The sequence below is a fragment of the Microbulbifer maximicatervae (SeqCode) genome (assembly GCF_052467955.1).
In genome coordinates, this window is sequence record NZ_CP174329.1 from 1,276,979 (window position 1) to 1,298,515 (window position 21,537).

Sequence of the window (21,537 nt, forward strand, 5' to 3'; positions counted from 1 at the left end):
TTTGCACTAAAGGGTTTAAGTATCAAAATAATGACCGAAGTTGATGCAATTACCTTGCATATTTTACAGTTTATATAATAGCAGTCGATTTTTGGCTGATAAGCAACCGTACATACACTTCCTTAGTGAGCTGGAAAAGATACCCAGACTTGGGTGAGGTATTTTTTCTAATCAGGGTGACATGCGGTAATAAAGTTAGTGCCCCTAAAGTGACGCTGAGAGACTTAGTTCTCAAAAACGGAGCTGGTTCCTGATATTGCTTTCTCTTTAGGATGGTAGGTCACCAGATTTCGACTCTGAAGGGTATCAGCTGATCATAAGGAAAAGAGTGGATAGTTGGAGTCAATATCTGCTACTTCTTCTCCATCAGTAGATCAAGTGGTGGCAGAAAATTGATTGAAGAGTATTGATGCTAGATTCAGCAATAAAGAAAAGTGGTTGGAATGAGTGAAATCAACTTAACCAGTTTGAGATAACCCAGGAGCTACCTTGTAATCGAGATGGTGTACTTTAAGTAAAATAAAAGAGTACTTAATCTGTAATTCGATCGAGAATAAGCTTTAGGTTAGCTGAATTGATATTTTATTACTTTGTTTGTTTTAGCTTTTTAATATCATAAGGCACTTAAACATGTTGTCGATGTCTGCGATGTGATAGATGTTTCCTTTGCTTTGTTAATTATTGCTTTTTAATCGCGGGGCAATATTCAAATAAAAGCTAAGTTTGTCTTTATGTGGTTTCCTGTTGTTTGATGGGGATGTTGTGATCTGCAATTTTGTGACGAGAAAAGATAAGTGGAGATTTAAATAATCGGTTAATTTGAGTTTTGATTTATATTTTTTTGAGATTTTTGTAAGGCATACTGAGTGTGAATGCAGGCTGAATATATAGGTTTTTTTGCTGTAATTGCTGAAGTATTTATAGTTTTAATTTTTTGTTTGGATCTTCTTGCTAGTTAATATTTGGGTATTTATACTGCCTGCTCGATTATTTTTTTAAGGATGAAAAATGAAGTTTTTGAAGTCTATGTTGCCGGTGTTTGCCTTGTTGTTAGCGAGTCAGTCTTTTGCAGAAATGACTTTTATTAGCGGCGTTAAGCATAATGTTACTGAGTACTCTTATACTTCGGATACTCGGCGAATTGCTGAGATTGATATCTTGGGTGATAGTGCGCAAGAAATCCGTTTCGATATTACTGCGATTGTATCTGGTTTGGGACGGTTGAGGCCAGATGTCGTTTGTCGTTATTCCCATAGGGGAGAGCGTTGCTACACTAAAAATCATCCTAAAATTTTTGACTATGTGTATGACGTTTCGATCACGGCAAGTTGTGTTGCCAAAGATGGTACTCAAACTGCAATAGGGGTTGATAGGGACGATAAAAATATTTATACGAATGTGCCCATTTCAGATTTTCGCAATGAAGTAGTCTTAACGATAGATAATGGTTCAATTGCCGCGGATATGTGCGATACCTTGACAGTTGATATTCAGGGTGATTTAGAGGCTATTGAAGATGTAAATTTAAAAGTTTTCACCTACGAAATTTTCTAGTTAATAGTATGAAAGTGTCGGTAATAATTGCCGGCACTTTCACAGTCGAACTCCAATCTAGTATATCCATACAATCAAAAGTAGTGGATCACCGCACACCTAATAGAAATGATGTCAGCTCTGTAGCAGAGTCAGAAGCAGTTAATAAAGTCTTTTCTTTTATCTGAAGTCGGTAAGGGTTGAACGGCTTAGTAGTGGCGATTCAGTGCCGATAGCTACCGGCCGGTTAAAAGTGATGAACTTATATTGAGCTGGATACCGATTCGTTAAATTTCCTTCACAATAGAATCTGTCGCTAGTTTTGAGCCCCATCAAGGGGCTTTTTTGTATCTGTTGATTAACAATTGAGGTCAATAGCTGATGCAGGCTAAAGGGTGGGGGAATTGTCTGTACAGGAATATTCCCATATAGAGAGGCGAATGAGATTAATACCCTTATCTTGTGTGTGGTCTATGCGATAACTGAGCACTTTTCTTTGTGTGAGGTAGTAGGCGCGACCCTGATTTCCGGTGCGGAAAGTGAGAAAGATGCCCAGACTTGAGCCAGATCATTTTTCCCCAGTCAGAGTGGCATAAGGTAACGGAATTAGTGTCCCGGCAGTGACGCTGAGAGATTGAGCACTCAAAAATGAGGCAGAGGCGCTCGCACTGCTCTGAGTGTAACTGTTCCCTCTAGCTCTTGAAAAAAGCATGGCTATAACGGAGTAAGAGGGCGGAGACTGGATCAGGGAGGATCGTGGTGAATTTGGTTGAAGATTCCTGGCTGCCAATTATCCGGCGATGCGGTATGCAGGAAAGAATTGCTCCTTGGCAAATTGTCGAGGTGGATAATCCTGTCGTAGATATTTGTACGGTACGACCGGATTTTCGCGGGGCGCTGTTCCAATTTTTAATCGGCCTGTTGCAAACAGCTTTTGCACCTGAAAGTGTGGATGATTGGGGAGTCTACTGGAAAAAGGCGCCTACAGAGGAAACACTAAAATCACGGCTGCAAAGCTACGTTCCCAATTTTGAATTATTTCAAGAGTCCGGGCCTGCATTTATGCAGGACTTGGAGCTGAGAGATGGGGAATCAAAGTCGATTGCTGCCCTACTGATTGAGGCGCCGGGCAGTAAAACCTGTAGAGATAATCAGGATCTATTTATTAAGGGCGGTAGGGTGCAGGGTGTATGTCCCAGCTGTGCCGCTAGTGCCTTGTTTACTTTACAAATTAACGCCCCCTCCGGAGGAGTGGGGCATAGAACGAGTTTGCGTGGTGGTGGCCCTTTAACCACATTGATAATGCCAGAGGCAGAAGATGCCAACCTTTGGCAGAAATTGTGGCTCAATATCCTGCCACAAGAGGAGTTTGGAGCGAGGTCTGAAAGTTCTGATAGTTGTATCTTCCCCTGGCTCGCTCCCTCCCGCCTCTCTGACAAACAAGGTTCCTCTACGTCTCCCAATGATACCCATCCTCTGCAAATGTACTGGGGTATGCCGCGCAGGATACGTTTCCAAATCCCGAGAGAAGGCAAGGATTACTGCGACCTTTGTGGAGAGCAGACGAATCAATTAATCCGGGAATATACCACTAAGAATTATGGCATTAATTACGAGGGGCCCTGGATTCATCCCCTTACGCCCTATCGATGTGACCCCAAGAAAAAAGCCCCACCCTTGAGTTTGAAGGGGCAACAGAGTGGTCTCGGTTATCGACACTGGTTAGGGCTTATGTGGAATGACCATTCAAATGGTGATGAAGCGAGTCGGGCGGTGCGCTTGTTCCATGAGGAATATGCGGAAATTCTCGAAGAACTGGACTCGAATGTCGATGTACGCCTGTGGGGATTTGGCTATGACATGGACAATATGAAAGCGCGTTGCTGGTATGAACAGGAACTGCCAGTACTGCCTATTTCCCCTCAGCATCAGTCGCTGTTTATTCAGCTGGCAGGGCAGCTTTTAACGGCTGCAAAAGATACTTTGAAAGAGCTGCGATTTAGGGTAAAGGCTGCCTGGTTTAATAACCCTAATGAAGCCAAAGGGGATTTTTCATTTGTCGATCAGGCGTTTTGGCAGGCGACGGAAAGCCAGTTTTATCGCTTGCTCAAGCAATTATCCCTCGAATCCAAGAAATCCCAATTAACACCTGCACCGGTGGCTATTGCCTGGGTACACACACTGAAAAAAACGGCCTTGGCGCAGTTTGACCATTGGTCAATGGAGGGCTCTGCGGAAGACTTGAAATTGCAGCGAGTGACCCGGGCGCGACGTTTTTTAAGAAATAAGCTCGCCAGTCTGGCAAGTTTAAAGGCTCTGGATAATACAGCCAAAATTGAGCAACAACAGGAGGAATTGTGATGGCCGGATATCAATATCTTAGCGATACAGATGTGAGCCGACTGCGCGAGTGGCACCGCTGGCTCAATGACAAAGCTGGCCGGGCCGACCGAGCGCGTTTGCGCCGTGCGGTAGAGCCCATGGATGTAATGCCTACTCCCGCCTTTATCCGTTTTTTAAAGGATATGCCCGAGCGCTGGCAGAAAGATGAGCAAATTCGTATCGAAGATGCGGCTCTGGTAGCCACCGTAATTGCACACGTAAAAAATGATAACACCAGCAAAACAATTGATGTTGACAGCAGCGAGGCTATGGATATCAGTTTTGCCCGGTCCCTGGCTATGCCCCGGGAGAGAGGCGGGCGCCCCCCTTTAAGTGAGCTGCGTTTTTTTCAGTTGCAAAAAAGTCGCGATACGGCTGAGTTCTACCGCCGCATAGTACGGGCCCTGGCCCTGCTGGATGGCAGAGCCAATATAGCTTCTCTTGCCAATGATTTGCTGCACTGGCAAAGAGAGATGCGCACGATTCCAGCACGGCATCCACAGGAACGCCTGGCTGTGCGTTGGGCAACTGATTACTACGCCGTATTACCAGACTGAGAAAAATTCAAAAGTTTCCAAATTAACGGGGTCTTAGGGGCCTAAAAATATTTTAAATACTATTCCCATAACAACACTAAGCACAGAGCAAAGCCAGACCGATTGACAGTGACTGTTAATCAGATACCTGAGAAATGAATCGAAGTAATGTGATGGCCTGACGGTCGCAACAAGGAGAGATTTATGAGCCGCTTTATTCAATTGCATGTATTGACCGCCTATCCCCCTGCGAACCTGAATCGGGATGACTTGGGGCGGCCAAAAACAGCGAAGATGGGAGGTGTTGATCGCCTGCGAATTTCCTCCCAGAGCCTTAAGCGTCACTGGCGAACGTCGGAGTTGTTCCAGCAGGTATTGGCAGCGGAGCAGAAGGATAGCCTCATTGGTACCAGAACCAAGCGTCAGGGGGTACTGGCCTATGAGACTTTATTGGAGCTGGGCGTCTCTGAAAAAAAGGCCAAATTGTGGGCCCAGAAAATTGCCGAGCAATTCGGTAAGTTAAAAAAGCCGGAAAAAGATAACCCTCTGGCTGACTTGGAAATCGAGCAGTTAGTTCACCTCAGTAGTGCCGAGCAAAATGGAATCAATGCACTACTGAAAACCTTGGCAGAAGAGGGGCGTGAGCCGGAGAAGGCGGAGTTGGATTTATTGCGCAAGGAAAATATGGCGGTGGATATCGCCTTGTTTGGCCGCATGCTCGCTTCCAAGCCTACCTATAACGTTGAAGCTGCGTGCCAGGTAGCCCATGCGCTCTCGGCTCACTCTGTAGTGATTGAAGATGATTACTTTACTGCGGTAGATGACCTGAATGATCGCAGCGAGGATGCCGGTGCCGCTCACTTGGGGGAGGCGGGTTTTGCTGCGGGATTATTTTATTCCTATATCTGCATTAACAAAGAGCTGCTCATTGAAAACCTGGGCGGGGATAAACCCCTGGCCGATCGAGCTGTAGCTGCGCTGACTGAGACAATCCTTAAAGTTTCTCCCAGCGGTAAACAAAACAGCTATGCCAGCCGTGCCTATGCCTCTTATGTCGTGGCCGAAGCCGGTGACCAGCAACCGCGCTCTCTCTCTGCGGCCTACCTGAAGCCGGTTGATCGCTATAGCGAGGATTACGCCCATGACGCTATTGATGCACTGCAAAAGCAATTGCAGAGTTTCGATAAGGTGTACGGGGATTGTGCTGATAGCCGCTATGTTCTCAATGCTGTAACTGGCGAAGGTAATATCGAGGAACTTTTAGCCTTTGTCAGCGAATAGGTGGCGCTATGGAATACCTAGTATTTCGTCTTTACGGTGCCATGGCTTCCTGGGGGGAAGTAGCTGTGGGAGAGTCCCGCCACAGCGCACACTACCCGGGTAAATCTGCTATCGCGGGACTATTTGGTGCGGCACTGGGGATACCCCGGGAGCGAGAGGACTTACACCAGAGCCTGGCCCGGCAATATCGCCAGGCGGTGAAGGTGCTGAATGTCGGCACTTTGCTAAAGGATTTCCACACGGTGCAGGTCCCAGATTCCGCTGGCAAGCGCCGCTATCATACGCGCCGGGATGAGCTGATTGTAGGGAAAGCGCGTCTGGGAACCCTGTTATCCCGCAGGGAGTATCTGGTGGATGCGCAGGCGATAGTGGCCCTGAGATCCTGTGAAGAGGCTAACTGGACTCTGGCGGAATTGTGTGAAGCCCTGGCCCGGCCAAAGTATCACCTCTACCTAGGGCGAAAAGCATTTCCACTTTCAGCCCCCACTGCCGCACGGGTGATCGGTGCGGATAATTTCCGCAGCGCCCTGGATCATTATGAATCCCCGGAGTTGCTGGATTACCAACCGGAATGGGCCCGGCAGGAGCGCTGGTTGCCCACTGAAGAGAGTTGTCGTTACTACTGGGAGGGTAGCTTGGATGATTTCTCTGCGGAAGATGGAGTGTTTTCAGCAGGATCTGTACAGCGGCTCAGCCGTCTCGATCAGCCCCTATCTCGCAAGCGCTGGCAGTTCCAGCCGCGTATTGAAAATCTCTGGCAGTCATAAGGGAGCGGCTATGTATTTATCCAGAGTTCAACTATCTCCCTCGCTAGCGGTGCAGAAGCAGCTGGCCCGATTGCTCAGCGAGAACAGCTACGGTATCCATCAAATCTTGTGGGATCTTTTTGAGGGTGATGAGCGCTTTTTATTTCGTGAGGAATCCTCGCGGGAACAGTTACTTAGCAAACGCAATCTACCGGTGTATTACCTGCTGTCAAAAGTCCGGCCTGCGCAGGATAATCCGATATTTTTGGTAGAGACTAAAATCTTCGACCCCCGCTTAAACCCCGGCGATCGGCTGGCATTCCGCTTACGGGCGAACCCTACTGTGGCTCGTAAAACCGAAGGGCAAAAGCGCGGCAAGCGGCACGATGTGCTGATGGATGCTCAATACCATTGGTTGCGGGAGCAGTGCGAATTGCATGGTTTACCTGTTGAAGGTGGCAAAGGGCAGCTGAAGCAGAGCTTGGTACAGGAAAAGCCGGAGCAGTTTGACCAGGGGCAGATTGAAACCCGGTTACACGATGTCAGCCAGACTGCCGCCCGCAGCTGGTTAATTCACCGGGGGACGCGCCTCGGATTTGATATTTACCCACCAAAGCTTCACTGCAATGGGTATCGTTGGAATTTGTTACATAAAAAGCAGCGCGGTGCTGGTTTCAGTTCTGTGGATTACCGGGGAGAGCTTTTGGTTACTGAACCCGAATTATTTATAAAAAATATTTTTGCGGGTATGGGGCCGGCCAAAGCATTTGGTTGTGGATTGATGTTAATCCGTCGAATCTGATTGGGATAAATAGAATTGTTATACAGCTGGAAGTGTTTGAAGAGCTAGGGGGCCTCTGAATAACTCCGTAATGCCTCTGCGGGTCTTGAAGGCTGCAGATGTTAGGCGCAGCTCGCCGCGAATGGCCGTAGCCCTTTGCAAGAGCTGCAACGCAGCAGATGCGGCCTTCAAGGCTCGCCCTTCGGGGCTTGCAGAGCGATTCACACTCCGCGTTGCGACTTCTTGAAAGGTCTAGACATTCCTGCGAAGCCGCGCCTTGATTGTGAACCGCTCTGCATGCCAAAGGTATCATGGAGTTATTCAGAGGCTCCCTAGGGCTGGAATTCAAAAGTGCTGGCAACGATACTAAGGCTTTAGCGGATAGCAAATAGGCATATTTAGAGAGTTCCCCGCATCAGCGGAGATAAATCGACCGGTGAGATGATGGTCAAACCAGCTTCATACTGTTCCCCGTATATACGGGGCTAAACCGGAGGGTATCCTGTTATACACTCCTTTCCGAATAGGTTCTCCGCATAAGCGGAGTTGCACCGGTAATTGCGCAATAAGGCGATCTTAACTGAGGCTGTTCCCCGCCGAGGCGGGGTTAAACCGTGGAAAATCGTCAAAGCTGCACGGTAATGATTCGGGCTATTCCCCGCTGCTGCGGGGGTAAACCGAGTGTGGGGTTGGGTTGTGCCGACACCTGAGTTTGTTCCCCCGCTGGGCGGGGTTGGACCGTAGCCGATAGCGCACGGACATTAGTTCTGAAAATGTTTCCCCGAAGGCTCGGGGATGTAATGAGGGTGTGCTATGATCGCGCTCCTTTTGCGCGACTGTTCCCTGTTTGTACAGGGGTAAACCGGATAAGGCATAGCCTTTGTGCTCTGCGCAAGGTGTTCCCTGAATACTCGGGGATAAACCGACGATGGAGAAGTTGTCGGAGTGCATCCTAGTTGTTCCCCGCTCTCGCGGGGCTGCACAACGACTTTTCCCTTCTTCTTTTTCCTGTAGATTTCGCAATCGAAAGCCCCGCAGTGTATTACCGGGGGCTTCTGAATTTTGGCTGAAATTATTGGATGATTACGCCGGTATTACTCTCGCCGCCGATCTGGAAGTTAAAAGCGCGGCCATTAGAACCTGTCTGAGTAATTTCCTTGGTGTGATTGTTACCAATTTGCAGGCTAAAGGCTGAGTTGGAGTCACCGCTCTGGGTGATGGTGATGTTATTACTATCGCCAAATTGTCGGGAGCTTATTGAAAGAGACTCACCAGCCTGTTCGAACGTTGCCCGGTTATCGAAACCCAATTGACGGGTGAATATATCTACCTCTGTTCCAGCCTGCTCGATATTGGCAACATTCTGCAACCCGGTTTGTTCATTGGTCGCGCTGATCAGGAAGCCGCCTTGATTAATAACAACCACATTATCAATCAGGAACTGTTCGCTGTTCATGGTGTTGAATTCGGCACCCAGCTGGGAACCCGTAATCTGGTTGGTGGTACCGGTCTGGCGTACATCGATACTGCTACTCAGTGCAGATTGTTCTAAAGCCGCGTTGTTGCCCCCACCATTTTGGCGCAACTCAAGGGTATTAAAGGCACCGGTTTGGGTAATCGAGGTGATATTGGCATCGCCGAGCCTTTGGATAATCAGAAGGTCATTGAACAGACTGTCTACTTGGGTTGCAAAGGCGAAGTGGCGATTGTTTGTTTGCCGTAAGGTCATACTGCTGCTGACACTGGCAAATTGTGCGAGCCCGCCATAGATATCGCTGCCATCCTGCAGTATGTCCAAGGTGCCATCGATTGTGGCAACCAGGCTGGCGGTGGCAAAGTCGTCCCGATCAAACTGGAAGATTAAAACGGAACTGCCTATATTGCCTGCGGTTTCCTCTACCACGGCACTTTGCCTTTCGCCGTCCTGGAATACAAAAATGCTGCCGTTAGCACTGGCTTCCTGGCGACCAATAAAAAAGTGACTGTCTCCGTCCTGGATATTGGTAATGGTATTACCGCTGCCAAAGCGCTGTTCGATAGTGGAAGCGTTGGAGGTACCGAGTTGCAGAATAGATACCTGGCTGTCGAGAGAGAGTTCTTGGGTGATCTCGGAAGTATTTTGCGATCCGATTTGTGTATTGGTTGCGCTTAGAGAAGCACCACCGGATTGAGATATCGTGGTCTCGTTTTGACTGCCGATCTGGGAACTCTGAATACTACTGTTAATAACACCGCCACTTTGAGTGGCGGTAGCGGTATTAGTATCACCTATTTGGCGTTTGATAATAGTATTGCCGAAACCCGCTTCAGTTTGATCGGAATTTGCTGAGTTACCTGAACCGATTTGTTCCAAGTCGGTAGAGTTGGTACCCAGCGCATTGCCGCTAAAGGCAACCAGTGCGAGTGTTGCAATACTGGCGCATAACTTCATGAGTAACTCCTTTACTACAAAACTTCCAAGGAGCCCATTCGGGGCTGCTAATGAATATCGTTCACTCGTACTTCACAAGTGGACATCAAAAACTACGAGCCGAATACATCAGTATGGGATCTTAGCTACTGCTAGCCGTCTATCTAAGCGCCAAATTATCCCTATGGGATAAACGGATGCCAGGTAGCTTTTACTTTCAGTAGCTATTTCCCGCCGAATAGAAAAATTATTGCTGGCATCGAAGGGGTAGGATATGAGAAATAAGTATTGAAAATGTAGGAAGAAAGTCCCAGGGATGTGACTGGGAAATGGCGGCGATAACTGCCTTTCATTCTCTCGGGAATTATCGTGGGGACTTTCGACACTCGCGGTCCACGCGTTTCAATAAAGTGGGGATACGGTGGTCTCCATGCATCTTTTTCACCAATTTTTTGGCTTCCGGCAAAGGGAGACCGAGGCTGCTGATATACAGCGGTTTTATACTTTTTCCCCGCAGCAGCTCCGCCTCAACAGGGGTGTCCTTAAATGGTTTCTTGGCGACACCGATGATGGGAACTTCCTGCTGGAGAGTAGAGTAGAGATGGGCACCCAGACCCGGTTTTTGTTCCCCTCCGAGAAATACATAACCATCGATAACAATCAGTTCTGCTTCTATCTTGTGCTCTTCGATTAGGGTGAGGATACAGGGGAGCTCTCGCTTGTAGAAAGCACCGGGCTCATAGGCCAAGGTACTCTCTATTTTACTGAGATAGAGTTGCTCGGGGTCAGGAGCTGACCAATCGTCAAAGCCGACCCCGGCTACCATTGCTCCAGGGTCCCGGTAATCTACATCTACCGCCAAAATCATATTGGGAGCCTTTTTACCATTGAGTCGAATGTTGCGATTGGTTCAGGATACTTCCAGTTTTGCCTGCTTTAATAGCTGCTTATGAGTCGCTTTGTAGTGCTTGCCCAGTGTTTTGGATTTATCAAGGATTTCATTGAACAAGACATTGGCCTTTTCCACCTGGGATTGATCTTTTAAGAATAAAGCAAAGTAAAAAATCGCTTCTGGTCCACTGTAGTATTGGTACAGCGTTTCATACTCGTGGTAGGCCTCTTTGACTTGTTTCAATGCCGCTAGCGTACGAGCGTAAAGTAAGTGAGCATCCTGATTTTTAAAATCGGGGTTCTTTTCGATTAATTGGTCCAGTGTTTCCTTGGTCAGTTCAAACAGATTGAGAGCAAACTGACAGCGTGCCAACCCTAACATCAGCTCAGGGTCATCCTGATGAACCCCCTGGAGGCACTTTTCATAGAGAGTTTTTGCCTCGTGATAAAGGCCACGCTTCACGCATTCATCGGCCATGCGCATAGAGTTTTCCACATTATTGGAACGGGACAATTCTTGCGCAGCCTGATGGATATCCCGATTGGGATTTAGAGTTTCCCGCACCGTCCTGCGCGCATTTTTGGCACTGCGTGATTGGTTTACTTCCGGCAGAATTTCCAGGACCAGGTAAGCAATAACTCCGGCCATGGGCAGCATCACTAGAACCCAAATCCAAGTGGTGTTGCGCCCAGTTTTGAGCACGTGAATTACAAAAGCTGCCTGAATAAGGATGGATAGAATAAGAAACGGCATAGGGATTACTCTTCTTATTTTCACTACTAACTTTTCGAGGGCAAGGTTAACCGAGTTCGCTTAGAACACAAGGGCTGTGGATCACGGAGTTGTGCACCAGGGTACCACTCTGTATTGAGTGCACAGTTGTCGCAATATACTACTGGGCCATGGGAATAAGCCGTCTAAGATTTCTGGGGATAAAAATGACCAGTGCCTTAGACACTTGGAGCTATGGCGCATAGGGAGGTGGACCCATGGCTCAATTGTCGCGACGGAAATTTTGTTTTGCCACTGGCGCATTGGGGGCGGCCTTACTAACAGGGGTGTCGACTTCCAAAGCTGCCCAGGCACAGAAGGGCCGCCGTCAGGCTTTACCGATTCCCCCGGAGTTGCGTGCAGATAGGCAAGGCCGGATTAAATTGGCAGCGCGCCCGGGCAAGCAGTCTTTCCTACCGGGGGTGACTACGCGTACTTATGGGTTCAATGGTCCGTTTTTAGGTCCGGCGATACGGGTGCGCAAGGGCGAGAAAGTAACCGTCAGCGTGGTCAATCATCTGCCGCAAAATGTAACTGCGCATTGGCATGGACTGATCGTACCCGGCAATGCCGATGGTGGCCCCTATATGCCATTGAAGCCTGGAGAAACCTGGACCGTAGATTGGAACATAATCCAGCCCGCCGCTACCCTGTGGTTTCATCCCCACCTCTACCCGACAACCGCCGAGTTGGTACTCAAAGGCCTGGCCGGATTGATTATTATCGACGATGAAGAAGGCGATGCACTGCCGATACCTTCGCGGTGGGGTGTGGATGACATTCCGTTAGTGATTCAGGATCGCCGCTTTACCGATAATGGTCAGTTCTTCCATCGCTTTAACGAAGTGACGGTTGCGGCGGGCTATTGTGGGGATCGACTTCTGGTTAATGGCGTTATTAATCCGGTGGTCAGGCCACCTAAAGGCTGGGTGCGCTTTCGTATTTTGGATGGCTCCAACGGGCGCAACTATCGGCTTGCCACCAGTGACAAGCGACCACTTTACGTGATCGCCAGCGATGGCGGTTTTCTCTCGGAACCAGTGAAAGTGGATGTACTGCCTATTGCTGCGGGAGAGCGCTACGAAGTAATGATCGATACCCGCGATGGCAAGCCTTTCGACTTCCAAACACTGCCAGTGCCCCAGCCAATAATGCGCCTGCCACCATTTGATCAGGCCCACAGTTTTCTCAGTGTGGTGCCTGGAACATCCGAGGGGAAAGGACAGTTGCCGGAGCGCCTGGTATCCCTGCCGCAGATCCCCCAAAACTTGCCACCAATCAGTCAGAAGCTGGTGATGCAAATGAACCGACAGAAGCAGGCGCAAGCTGTGATCGGTGCAACGGGGCTGCCGCAGATGGTTGCCGCAGGTACGACCAACCCCGATGTGGTGGCTAAGGTATTGAAGCTGATTACTGAGGGGCCGGCATTGCCGTTAAAAGAGCAGCTAACTGCGAATGCGATTAATGGGGTTTCCTTTGCATTTACCGAGCCCGGATTTAAGGTCGCGATGAATAAGGACTTGCGCTGGGAGATCTCTGAAGGACAGGACCGAATGCTACACCCGGTACATATCCACGGCTGCCAGTTTCGGGTCACGAAATACAATAATGCAGAACCGCCACTCTATATGCGTGGCTGGAAAGATACGATGCCCATATCCGATGGCGGCAAAGCAGAAATATTTGTTCGTTTCCCGCTGCCGGCGATACCGGATATGCCCTATATGGTGCACTGCCATGTTTTGGAGCACGAGGACTCGGGAATGATGACAGAGTTTAGTGTCTCCTGACTTTATTCGCTGCTATTCTGTCAGCGTCGCTTCTGTTTCCTGTCTTCCTTATGCTGTAGCTTGGTAGCTTTCCTGATCAGGTTTTGGAAGTTGGGGCACTCCAGCTGATTGACCTCGGGACAGTTGGCCACATGGCGTAGCCCATCGCGCATAGCTTCGAGTCGGCGGATATTCTTTTCCAGATCGTCGGCCCTGGCGAGGAGCTGCTCCCTGTCGATAGCGGGGTTGCCATTAGAGGAAAACATCTCGCCAATTTCATCCAGGGAAAAACCGGCGTAGCGGCCAAGGGAGATAAGGGATAACTGTTCTATCACTGTGGCTTTAAAAATTCGGGTAATTCCCCGACGACCACATGACTTTATCAGGCCTTTTTCCTCATAATACCGAAGTGTGGAAGAGGGGAGTCCCGACAGTTTGGAGACTTCGCGTATATCCAGTTCTTCCCTGTTATTCATCGCTTATTGACCTCAAGCTCACTTGAAGTTGTATGCTAGTTTCACGCGTCATTACTGGCAAGTCAAAGTTCAGCTTATGCACACCGCGAAAAGTTATTCCGAAAACCCAATTTCCCAAGAGGCTGCTCAGGTTTCCAAAAGGGGAGTCCTGGTCACCTTGTGTTTGGCGACCTTGCTCGCAGCCTTGGGAGTCAGCGCAATTAATATGGCGCTGCCTGTATTAATCGAAAGCTTAGGGGCTTCCTTCAGTAATACTCAATGGATTACCGTGGCCTACATGATGTGTATGACTGCGACCCTGCCTATTGCCGGAAGCCTCAGTGACAAGCTGGGTCGCAGAAAATTGTTCCTAAGCGGTGGATTGATATTCACCTTATCGACATTACTTTGCGCGCTGTCTTTTAATGTTTGGACTCTGGTTTTTTTCCGCGCAATACAAGGGGTCGGTGCGGCGATGTTCGTGGCTGTGTCTATGGCTATTGCCAGCGACGTTTTCGATAAAAGTGAAACGGGAAAGATAATTGGATTACTGGGCAGCCTGTCTGCGGTTGGGACTGGTATGGGTCCTATTGTGGGCGGCTTGATTGTCGAAAACCTGAATTGGCAGGCTATCTTTTGGTTGGTAGTGCCGGTGGGATTGGGGGTGTTTTTTCTGGCATATCGAACTCTACCGGAAAACATAGTCGGCGAAGTTGTTGATGGCAGAAGTCGACTCAAACGCTACCTGGCCGCAGCATTCCTGTTCTTTAACATTGTTTTTTATACCCTGGCGATTAAGCCATTGGGAGAGGGATATTCCGCAGTTAATGGAATTGCTATCGCTCTATCGGTGATATTTGGTGTGGGGTTATTTTATGTCAGGCAGAAAGTACAACCCCTGCGTGAAGGATTTACGGAATCTTCTGGAAAGCAGACATTCCTGGCGAATGTGGCTGGAAACTTTTTGGTGGCTTCATCGGTAATGAGTAGCCTGATTGTAGGGCCTTTTTATTTGACCCTGGCACTGGATCTGGACCTTTTTATCGCAGGGCTGGTGATGACAACCGGATCATTTATGGTGGCTGCTTGTTCAAATCTTGCCGGTCGAGCCGTGGATCGATTCAATAGTCGAGGTATCGTATTACTGGGTCTGGTAATTTTGCTTTGTGGAGCCTTGGGAATGGGACTGCTCAGGGTGGAGCAGGGCTTGGTAGGCTATCTGGTTTTTTCCGTCACTATGGCAATGGGTTATGGAACCTACCTTTCGACAGTTAATACTATGACCATGAATAGCGCCCGGGCCGAAGTTCGTGGGCGTATTTCCGGGTTTCTCAGCCTTTCACGAGGCTTGGGTTTATTGACTGGGGCTTCTGTGATGAGTGTTATTTTTGTAGGGCTTGTACCCAGCCAGCCCCTGCAAGACATGAGCCCGTCACAGATAGCGGACGGCCTCAATGCCGTTTATCGCCTGGCATCAGTGTTCTTGTTAACAGCATTAACAATACAGGTGGTGTCTATTCTTGCCAGCAAGCTTGCTTCTAAAGCGCAAAATTAAAGATTACCTCCAGAGCTATAAAGTAAACCCATTAGCGAGTGCTTCGTTTTAGTGAGCATTCGCGGGTATTAATTGCTACTGGAGCTATTAATACCCATCTTTATTTCCTGATTTATTCCTATTTTCCAGGCCAACGCTTTTACACTTCACCCACTACCTCAATAGCTAAAAATACAGGCACAGATCTGGTTGACTTAAAGCTGGCTTCAAGTTGTATCTTGAATTTGTGGATTCGCAGTAATTTTCAACAAGACATCGAGAGAGCTTTAGGAGGACCAATCAGTGACGAATTCTTTGAGACAGTGTGTTGAAGCACTTAAAGCGAATTGGCAGGGACTTGATACTTCATCAATTGTGAGATGTCGAGAAGCCCTGGAAAAGTTGGCAGTATCAAATTCTGATGAAGCATGGTTGGCTGATCTACACGGTCGCCAAGAACCCAGTGTAGAGTTATATCGGGATGAAGATAAGGGTTTTATCTTACTGGCTCATGTGGAGCCTCGTGGGCTCTATCGCCCACCACATAATCATGGCAATGGCTGGGTATTTTACGCGGTGCAACATGGTGAAGTGGAGATGTCTACCTATGGTTTGCTCAATCAAGACGATGGTGAACAACTAGTGAGCCGTGGCTGTTATCAAATGAAGCCCGGTGACTGTAGTGCGTTCTTACCAGGAGATATTCACGATACTCGTTGCCTTTCCGAGTATGTGTTGATGTTTAGATTGACCAGCTGTGACTTTAGCGAGGAGAAGCGTGAGGGACGTCTTAGGGTGTTTGCATCTTAAGCAAGAGTTTAACAATTGCCCGCTGGCCAGTTGCTAACGGGCAATTATCGATTGGACGGTTCCTAAGGAGCCTCTGAATAACTCCGTAATGCCTCTGCGGGTCTTGAAGGCTGCAGATGTTAGGCGCAGCTCGCCGCGAATGGCTCTAGTCCTTTGTAAGAGCTGCAACGCAGCAGCTGTGGCCTTCAAGGCCCGCCCTTCGGGGCTTGCAGAGCGATTCACACTCCGCGTTGCGACTTCTTGAAAGGTCTAGACATTCCTGCAAAGCCGCGCCTTGATTGTGAACCGCTCTGCAAGCCAGAGATAACACGGAGTTATTCAGAGGCTCCCTAAGCCCAGTACAATCAAAACTCTCGATTAAAAATCGTAATCTCTATTATTGGGATATCATCCCGATATTGCCATTGCCCACTTGACTGGCTGATATATTTCCATTGACTTCACTCTGTGAAATATCAATAAAATTATCCAGCCCATTCTGTTGAGATAAGGCGAAACTCGAAGTACCCTCCTGAAATGCAACAGCTTCATTAAACATACCTTCCTGTGTGGTGGTGATGCTCATGAGTTCACCTTCTTGTCGAGAGGAAATGATATTGTCTGACCCGATCTGACTTGTTTGGGCGTAGCTGTTTTCATTGAATATTTGCCAGAGAATGGCATTGTTGCCATCACCTAATTGGGTGACTTCACTAGTAAGGGACTCGCCAAAGTTCTGCAAGCTGGTCGCCTCATTTCCTGTTCCGTTTTGTGTCACGGTAGAGGTATAGAAGGTACCGCGTAGTTGAATTAGGACACCATCATTCAAGGTTCCTGTTTGGAGAAGTGAGCCTGAGTGGAAGTCACCACTGGTGGCGCGAACAAACCCCATATTACTTTGTCCAGATTGGAACAAGTAGCCTGTATTGCCAATGGAGTCACTTTGGAAGAGTCTACCGTTATTCAATAGCCCCTCCTGATAGATTTCCCCATTAGTCGTAGTGGTAAGTATCTGGGTACTGAGTGCGGTCTGATTATCACCCAATTGCACAACTTGCACCGTGGTTGAAGTGCTTTCTTCTTGACTGGCGATGGCGCTGTTACTGTCTCCAGTTTGCATTTGAAGTATGTAGCCCAAAGATGAATTCACAGATTGCATCGCTTCGGCAGAGTTGGAACTACCCGTTTGCATTTGTTCTATTAAGTTATTTTCAATGGTTGAGTCGGCTTGCTCGGCTGTTGCCAGATTGCTATCGCCGTATTGCTCTACAGTGGTAGTACTTGTGTCCGCGTGGCTAATAGTACCTAACAACAGAATTGTGGATGAAAAAAGGATAGGGTAAGGCTTCACAAAGATCTCCCTTTGTTGAACTAATCTGAGCTCTTTCCTGTTTGGGGCACGGGGTGCTAGCCAAAGGATAAATGAATGTCAGTTACGGCTTATTACTGCTGATATTGCCGATCTAAAGTGTCGCCATAGAGTAAGGGAAATACTATGGGCCAGAAGTACTTTTATTTTGAGAGAAAAGTCACTGACGAAAGATATAGGAATTGTGAAAAACTGTATTTATCAGTGGTGGTTCCTGGTTAGATTGGGAACTTTTTCTCACTTAGACGATGTAAAGCGCCATGAATTTGTCTATCGGTGTCTGTTGGCTAGGTAATTATCCTTACATTTTGATCTTGTATTGTTATTGGTAAAACTTTTCTCTTTTATGGTTTTATGTAGATTTAAAAACCTATAATTTCCGATTTTTACGTGCCTTTGATCTTGAATTTAGACATTTGCTCACTGGCGCACGTGACCTGTGTCGATGTGGTCACGAAATATTCTGTTTAAATCTGGAACCATTCCGTTTGCTATTTATCGAAACTGCTGAGTACGTATGGGGCTATTTGAACAGCGTACAGAAATAAAGTAAGTGTTTGTGATAATTATTAAAGGTGCAGGGGCAGTTGCACCCAGTTGAGTAAATAAAGACGGGGAAGGGAAGTGGGCTCCTTTCAATTTAGAGCATCCTGGCAGTGTATAAATATTTATGCCAAGAATGCCTGCTCTATTTATTAATGCCTTCCGTTATACGTTATTCACACAAGCTCTCGATCTCTATTTTTGCAAATAATACCTGGCAGTTTGGTATTTGCCTCATCGCGTAAAACTTTAAATAGAGCCCTAAAAACGACAATTGGAGATTCTATGAGCCATATTTTTATTCGCACAGCCATAGCATCGGCGCTGATGCTGGGCGCTCAAGGTTTGAGTGCGGCACAACCCGCCGACGACTACGTTGCGGGGCAGAGTTATTCCGGTGGCAGCCAGGTTTGCTACGGGGGAAACCTGTATAAAGCTCAATGGTGGGCAACAGCTTCTCAAATTCCCTCGGATGCCCTGACAGCAGAAAACCGCTGGGACTCCCCCTGGATCTTGGAAGAGTCAGGTGCGTGCGATACCAGTGGTGGCGATGACTCCAATTCCGGTGATGGTGATAACACCGATTCTGATGATGATACTGATACCGGAAATAACGGAGATACGGATTCTGGTAACAATGATGATGCAGGTTCCGGCAGTGGTGGTGGCACTGGTGGCCCTGACGACTCCGATACTTATATTTCCGGTCAAAACTATCGCAAAGGCGAAGAAGTTTGTTACGACGGTGACCTATTTGTTGCCCAGTGGTGGGCTAATGGTGACGACCACCCCACCGATGCATTAGCGGCTGAAAATACCTGGGGTTCCCCTTGGCTTCTTAAGGAAGCGGATGGTTGCTCCAGTGATGGCGGCTCCGATGACGACACCGGCACCGGTGGCGATGATAGCGGCAGTGGCAACGACGATAACGACAACAGTGGCGATGACAATGATAATTCTGACAGCACTCCCATTACGATCAGTGCTTCAGTGTCGCAGTCACAAATTACCGGTGGTGGTACTGTAACACTTGATGCTAGTGCCTCCGGTGGGGACGGCAACTTGTCTTACAGCTGGGCTCAATTATCCCCGGCCTCTCCTGAAGCAGATATTGCCTCTGCGACCAGCGCATCCACCACTGTTACCCTACCTTCAAGCACCTTTGATGTGAGCTATGTCTTTAGCCTGATCGTCAGTGATGGTGACACTACTGAAGAAGCACAGGTAACCGTGCAAAACCTCGCGGTGGACGATACCGATGAAGACGACGATGATAATACCGATGGTTCTGAAAGCTCAGTAACCGCAAATATCTCGGCCTCAAGTATCAATGTAGGCTGTAGTGGAACGATTAATCTGGATGGCTCAGGCAGTACCGGCGGCAGCGATATCTCTTACATTTGGAGCCAAACCAGTGGCCCGGTTGTAAAGATGACCAACTATACCGGCAGCGCTACCTCAGTGACCCTGTCTGAGGTATACAGCGATGTAACCTACACCTTCCAGCTGACAGCTTCTGACTCCACTCAAGCCAGTGATGTGGACGAGGTCTCCATTAGCCAGGATGGCTGTGCCGCAGCCGATGGCTATGTGATGGGCATCAGCGAATTGGAAGCTGCGGAAGAGTCGATTACCAGCAGTGATTCCCTGCTTCAGGAAGTAAAGGACACTGTCGAAACCCGGGACAACGCCGTGGTTGAGGCGGTACAACCTGGCCGCAATGCAAACCCTGAAAATGTCCTCCGCGTTGAGAGCATCCTGTCTGAAGAAGACTGGGATTACCTTTTCGCCCTCAGAGCGGAAGAGTACACCTACACCAATTTCCTCCGTGCCGTAGCCAAGTTCCCAGCTTTCTGTGGTGACTATACCGATGGCCGTGATGCCGAGGCGATCTGTCGCAAGTCGATGGCTGTCATGTTTGCACACTACGCCCAGGAAACCGGTGCCCACGCAACAGGTTGGGAAGTGCCGGAATGGCGCCAGGGCCTTTACTGGTTGCGGGAAATTGGCTGGACTGAAGATACTTCCGGTGGCTACGGCGCCTGTGATGCCAGCAGCAGCTGGGCAGCAGAAGCATGGCCCTGTGCGATCAATAGTGATGGTGGCTACAAGAGTTACTTCGGCCGCGGCGCCAAGCAGTTGAGCTGGAACTATAACTACGGTCCCTTCTCCCAGGCAATGTACGGCGATATTTACACCCTGCTGGAAGCCCCGGAATTGGTAGCAGATACTTGGTTGAACCTGGCGAGCTCCATCTTCTTCTTCGTCTATCCACAGCCACCCAAGCCAAGCATCCTGCATGTAATCGATGGCACTTGGGAACCGAACAGTGTGGATCTGGCCAATAACCTGACTGCTGGATTCGGTGTTACCACCAATATCATTAACGGTGCCATCGAATGTAGTTCTGGTACTGAAGACTACCGCTCACAGTATCGGATCGAGTACTACCAGAGCACAGCGGAATACTTCGGTGTAGAAATTCCGGCAGATGAAGAACTCGGTTGTGCCAATATGGGGCAGTTCCAAACTGGTGGTGCAGCCTCCCTGGATATTTACTGGGATAAAGATTGGGGATGGTCTGCAGATACCCCAAATAATGAGAGCTACGCATGTCAGTTGGTGAATTACCAGACTGCCTACTCAGCACTGAATGAGGGCGACTATGCCAAGTGTGTTGAGGGCAACTTTGATATGACCATCGATTACCAAGATTAAAAACCAGGGGGCTGAATAGCCCCCACCCAAACCCTTTCAGTGACCTGGTTCTCCCCCGCAGCCAGGTCACTTTTTTATTACCTTTCCTTCGGTGTTATCTTTCTCTAAACCTATCTACAGGCATATACATTCCTGTTAGACAAAATTTTAATCCAGGCAGTTGGGGTTAGCAGTTGTAAAAGTGTTGGAGATCCATGTATTGGAAGACGTACAGGCATCGGCATTGGCATCATTAAGGTCGAAGCCGAGACTGATGTCGCCCCCAATAACTCTATTGCCAGTAATAAGGTAATTGGTTTGCGCAAATTCCTGCATCAATATGCCGCTAAACTCAATATCTAAAACGGTATTTTGGGTAATAATCCCTCCGGACGAGCTGCCGATAACAATACCATTCATCCCTGTTATAAGACCTGCAGCTTCGGGCTCTATGGTATTTTGTGAAACGAGTACATTATCCCCTTGAATAACGATGGAGTCCTTCTCGTTACCCAAGATTTCGTTTGAAAGTATGCTGTTAAAATCCCCATCGGAAGAGATACCCATTTCGGTATTTGACAAAATTGTTGAGCCGCTAACAAAATTGTGATTGCTGGTTAGGGAAATACCTATTTCGTTAGTTTGCACTAGGATATTGTAAATTCCATGAAATCCCGAGTCCTCTGCGCTGACGCCGGTATAACAATTTTCAATAGTCCCATTTGAGAGAAAAGCCCCCTGACCAGACAAAATAATGCCAGTATTTAGCACGGGAAGTTCGGCACAGTGCACGGTAAACCCGTTCATATCCAGATTGCCGCTAGGAACGGATATGGTGATTGGCGGCATAGCAGTGCAGAATAATATGTCTTCAGTCATTATTTCAGCGGTGGTAATGGTATCGCCGCACTGAACGTCAGCAAAAGATAGGGCTGGTAAAAGCACGGATGCAAAAATTAACGGGAAATATTTTCCTGCCTGCATAGGGTTTTTCTCTGTCAGTTGCTTTAAGGTGGCGCTTAAAAGAGATCCTTTGAGCGGATCTTCTG

At 48.2% G+C, this 21,537-nt stretch carries 16 protein-coding genes; 10 read left to right on the plus strand and 6 right to left on the minus strand.

Annotation, left to right across the window (positions count from 1 at the left end):
- Nucleotides 1-1,008 precede the first annotated feature (1,008 nt).
- The 6 genes from ACJJI5_RS05430 (at nt 1,009) to cas6e (ending at nt 7,280) form a co-directional block, all read left to right on the plus strand.
- Complete coding sequence (locus ACJJI5_RS05430; RefSeq protein WP_445355736.1) at nt 1,009-1,554, plus strand: hypothetical protein; 546 nt, start codon at nt 1,009-1,011, stop codon at nt 1,552-1,554.
- A gap of 738 nt (nt 1,555-2,292) precedes the next feature.
- Nucleotides 2,293-3,894, plus strand: a complete 1,602-nt coding sequence (gene casA / locus ACJJI5_RS05435; protein ID WP_445355737.1) for a type I-E CRISPR-associated protein Cse1/CasA — start codon at nt 2,293-2,295, stop codon at nt 3,892-3,894.
- Nucleotides 3,894-4,472 carry a type I-E CRISPR-associated protein Cse2/CasB gene (gene casB, locus ACJJI5_RS05440; protein ID WP_444934097.1) on the plus strand — a complete coding sequence of 193 codons (579 nt, stop codon included), beginning with the start codon at nt 3,894-3,896 and terminating at the stop codon, nt 4,470-4,472. Before casA ends, casB begins: the two co-directional genes overlap by 1 nt.
- A gap of 183 nt (nt 4,473-4,655) precedes the next feature.
- On the plus strand, nt 4,656-5,732 hold the full coding sequence (cas7e, locus tag ACJJI5_RS05445; protein ID WP_445355738.1) for a type I-E CRISPR-associated protein Cas7/Cse4/CasC: 1,077 nt from the start codon (nt 4,656-4,658) through the stop codon (nt 5,730-5,732).
- Between the two features lie 8 nt (nt 5,733-5,740).
- Nucleotides 5,741-6,499: a type I-E CRISPR-associated protein Cas5/CasD gene (gene cas5e / locus ACJJI5_RS05450; RefSeq protein ID WP_445355739.1), complete on the plus strand. Its 759-nt coding sequence runs from the start codon at nt 5,741-5,743 to the stop codon at nt 6,497-6,499.
- A gap of 10 nt (nt 6,500-6,509) precedes the next feature.
- Entirely contained in the window at nt 6,510-7,280 is a 771-nt protein-coding gene (cas6e, locus tag ACJJI5_RS05455; RefSeq protein ID WP_445355740.1) for a type I-E CRISPR-associated protein Cas6/Cse3/CasE, read from the plus strand.
- Between the two features lie 1,051 nt (nt 7,281-8,331).
- Here the strand turns inward: cas6e and ACJJI5_RS05460 are convergent.
- The 3 genes from ACJJI5_RS05460 to ACJJI5_RS05470 all read right to left on the minus strand — a co-directional run bounded on the left by ACJJI5_RS05460 (nt 8,332) and on the right by ACJJI5_RS05470 (nt 11,314).
- Complete coding sequence (locus ACJJI5_RS05460) at nt 8,332-9,690, minus strand: hypothetical protein (RefSeq protein WP_445355741.1); 1,359 nt, start codon at nt 9,688-9,690, stop codon at nt 8,332-8,334.
- Between the two features lie 343 nt (nt 9,691-10,033).
- On the minus strand, nt 10,034-10,567 hold the full coding sequence (locus ACJJI5_RS05465) for an endonuclease V (RefSeq protein WP_445356303.1): 534 nt from the start codon (nt 10,565-10,567) through the stop codon (nt 10,034-10,036).
- A gap of 12 nt (nt 10,568-10,579) precedes the next feature.
- Nucleotides 10,580-11,314 (minus strand): tetratricopeptide repeat protein, encoded by a 735-nt coding sequence (locus ACJJI5_RS05470; RefSeq protein ID WP_445355742.1) that lies wholly within the window; start codon nt 11,312-11,314, stop codon nt 10,580-10,582.
- Nucleotides 11,315-11,550: 236 nt separating this feature from the next.
- On the opposite strand from ACJJI5_RS05470, the gene cueO reads away from it, so the two are divergent.
- On the plus strand, nt 11,551-13,122 hold the full coding sequence (gene cueO, locus ACJJI5_RS05475; RefSeq protein WP_444896177.1) for a multicopper oxidase CueO: 1,572 nt from the start codon (nt 11,551-11,553) through the stop codon (nt 13,120-13,122).
- Between the two features lie 20 nt (nt 13,123-13,142).
- Here the strand turns inward: cueO and ACJJI5_RS05480 are convergent, their stop codons facing one another.
- Nucleotides 13,143-13,577, minus strand: coding sequence for a helix-turn-helix domain-containing protein (locus tag ACJJI5_RS05480; RefSeq protein ID WP_282931385.1), 435 nt, complete (start codon nt 13,575-13,577; stop codon nt 13,143-13,145).
- Nucleotides 13,578-13,605: 28 nt separating this feature from the next.
- Here ACJJI5_RS05480 and ACJJI5_RS05485 point away from each other — a divergent pair, with 28 nt between their 5' ends.
- A complete protein-coding gene (locus tag ACJJI5_RS05485; RefSeq protein WP_445355743.1) occupies nt 13,606-15,111 on the plus strand; it encodes an MFS transporter in 1,506 nt (501 codons plus the stop codon).
- Nucleotides 15,112-15,393: 282 nt separating this feature from the next.
- Nucleotides 15,394-15,900 (plus strand): hypothetical protein, encoded by a 507-nt coding sequence (locus ACJJI5_RS05490; protein ID WP_445355744.1) that lies wholly within the window; start codon nt 15,394-15,396, stop codon nt 15,898-15,900.
- 376 nt (nt 15,901-16,276) lie between these two features.
- Here ACJJI5_RS05490 and ACJJI5_RS05495 read toward each other — a convergent pair whose 3' ends face one another.
- Nucleotides 16,277-17,230 (minus strand): hypothetical protein, encoded by a 954-nt coding sequence (locus ACJJI5_RS05495; protein WP_444896180.1) that lies wholly within the window; start codon nt 17,228-17,230, stop codon nt 16,277-16,279.
- 846 nt (nt 17,231-18,076) lie between these two features.
- On the opposite strand from ACJJI5_RS05495, the gene ACJJI5_RS05500 reads away from it, so the two are divergent.
- The gene (locus ACJJI5_RS05500; RefSeq protein ID WP_445355745.1) at nt 18,077-20,509 is read left to right on the plus strand and encodes a glycoside hydrolase family 19 protein; all 2,433 of its coding nucleotides are present in this window, start codon (nt 18,077-18,079) and stop codon (nt 20,507-20,509) included.
- A 147-nt stretch (nt 20,510-20,656) separates the two neighbouring features.
- Here ACJJI5_RS05500 and ACJJI5_RS05505 read toward each other — a convergent pair whose 3' ends face one another.
- The gene (locus tag ACJJI5_RS05505) at nt 20,657-21,472 is read right to left on the minus strand and encodes a NosD domain-containing protein (RefSeq protein ID WP_445355746.1); all 816 of its coding nucleotides are present in this window, start codon (nt 21,470-21,472) and stop codon (nt 20,657-20,659) included.
- Nucleotides 21,473-21,537 lie beyond the last annotated feature (65 nt).

Excerpts from the sequence above, each read along its gene's own strand:
- ACJJI5_RS05430 (WP_445355736.1), top strand. The coding sequence starts at position 1,009 with ATGAAGTTTTTGAAGTCTATGTTGCCGGTGTTTGCCTTGTTGTTAGCG.
- casB (WP_444934097.1), top strand. The coding sequence starts at position 3,894 with ATGGCCGGATATCAATATCTTAGCGATACAGATGTGAGCCGACTGCGC.
- cas7e (WP_445355738.1), top strand. The coding sequence starts at position 4,656 with ATGAGCCGCTTTATTCAATTGCATGTATTGACCGCCTATCCCCCTGCG.
- cas5e (WP_445355739.1), top strand. The coding sequence starts at position 5,741 with ATGGAATACCTAGTATTTCGTCTTTACGGTGCCATGGCTTCCTGGGGG.
- cas6e (WP_445355740.1), top strand. The coding sequence starts at position 6,510 with ATGTATTTATCCAGAGTTCAACTATCTCCCTCGCTAGCGGTGCAGAAG.
- ACJJI5_RS05460 (WP_445355741.1), bottom strand. The coding sequence starts at position 9,690 with ATGAAGTTATGCGCCAGTATTGCAACACTCGCACTGGTTGCCTTTAGC.
- ACJJI5_RS05470 (WP_445355742.1), bottom strand. The coding sequence starts at position 11,314 with ATGCCGTTTCTTATTCTATCCATCCTTATTCAGGCAGCTTTTGTAATT.
- cueO (WP_444896177.1), top strand. The coding sequence starts at position 11,551 with ATGGCTCAATTGTCGCGACGGAAATTTTGTTTTGCCACTGGCGCATTG.
- ACJJI5_RS05480 (WP_282931385.1), bottom strand. The coding sequence starts at position 13,577 with ATGAATAACAGGGAAGAACTGGATATACGCGAAGTCTCCAAACTGTCG.
- ACJJI5_RS05500 (WP_445355745.1), top strand. The coding sequence starts at position 18,077 with ATGAGCCATATTTTTATTCGCACAGCCATAGCATCGGCGCTGATGCTG.
- ACJJI5_RS05505 (WP_445355746.1), bottom strand. The coding sequence starts at position 21,472 with ATGCAGGCAGGAAAATATTTCCCGTTAATTTTTGCATCCGTGCTTTTA.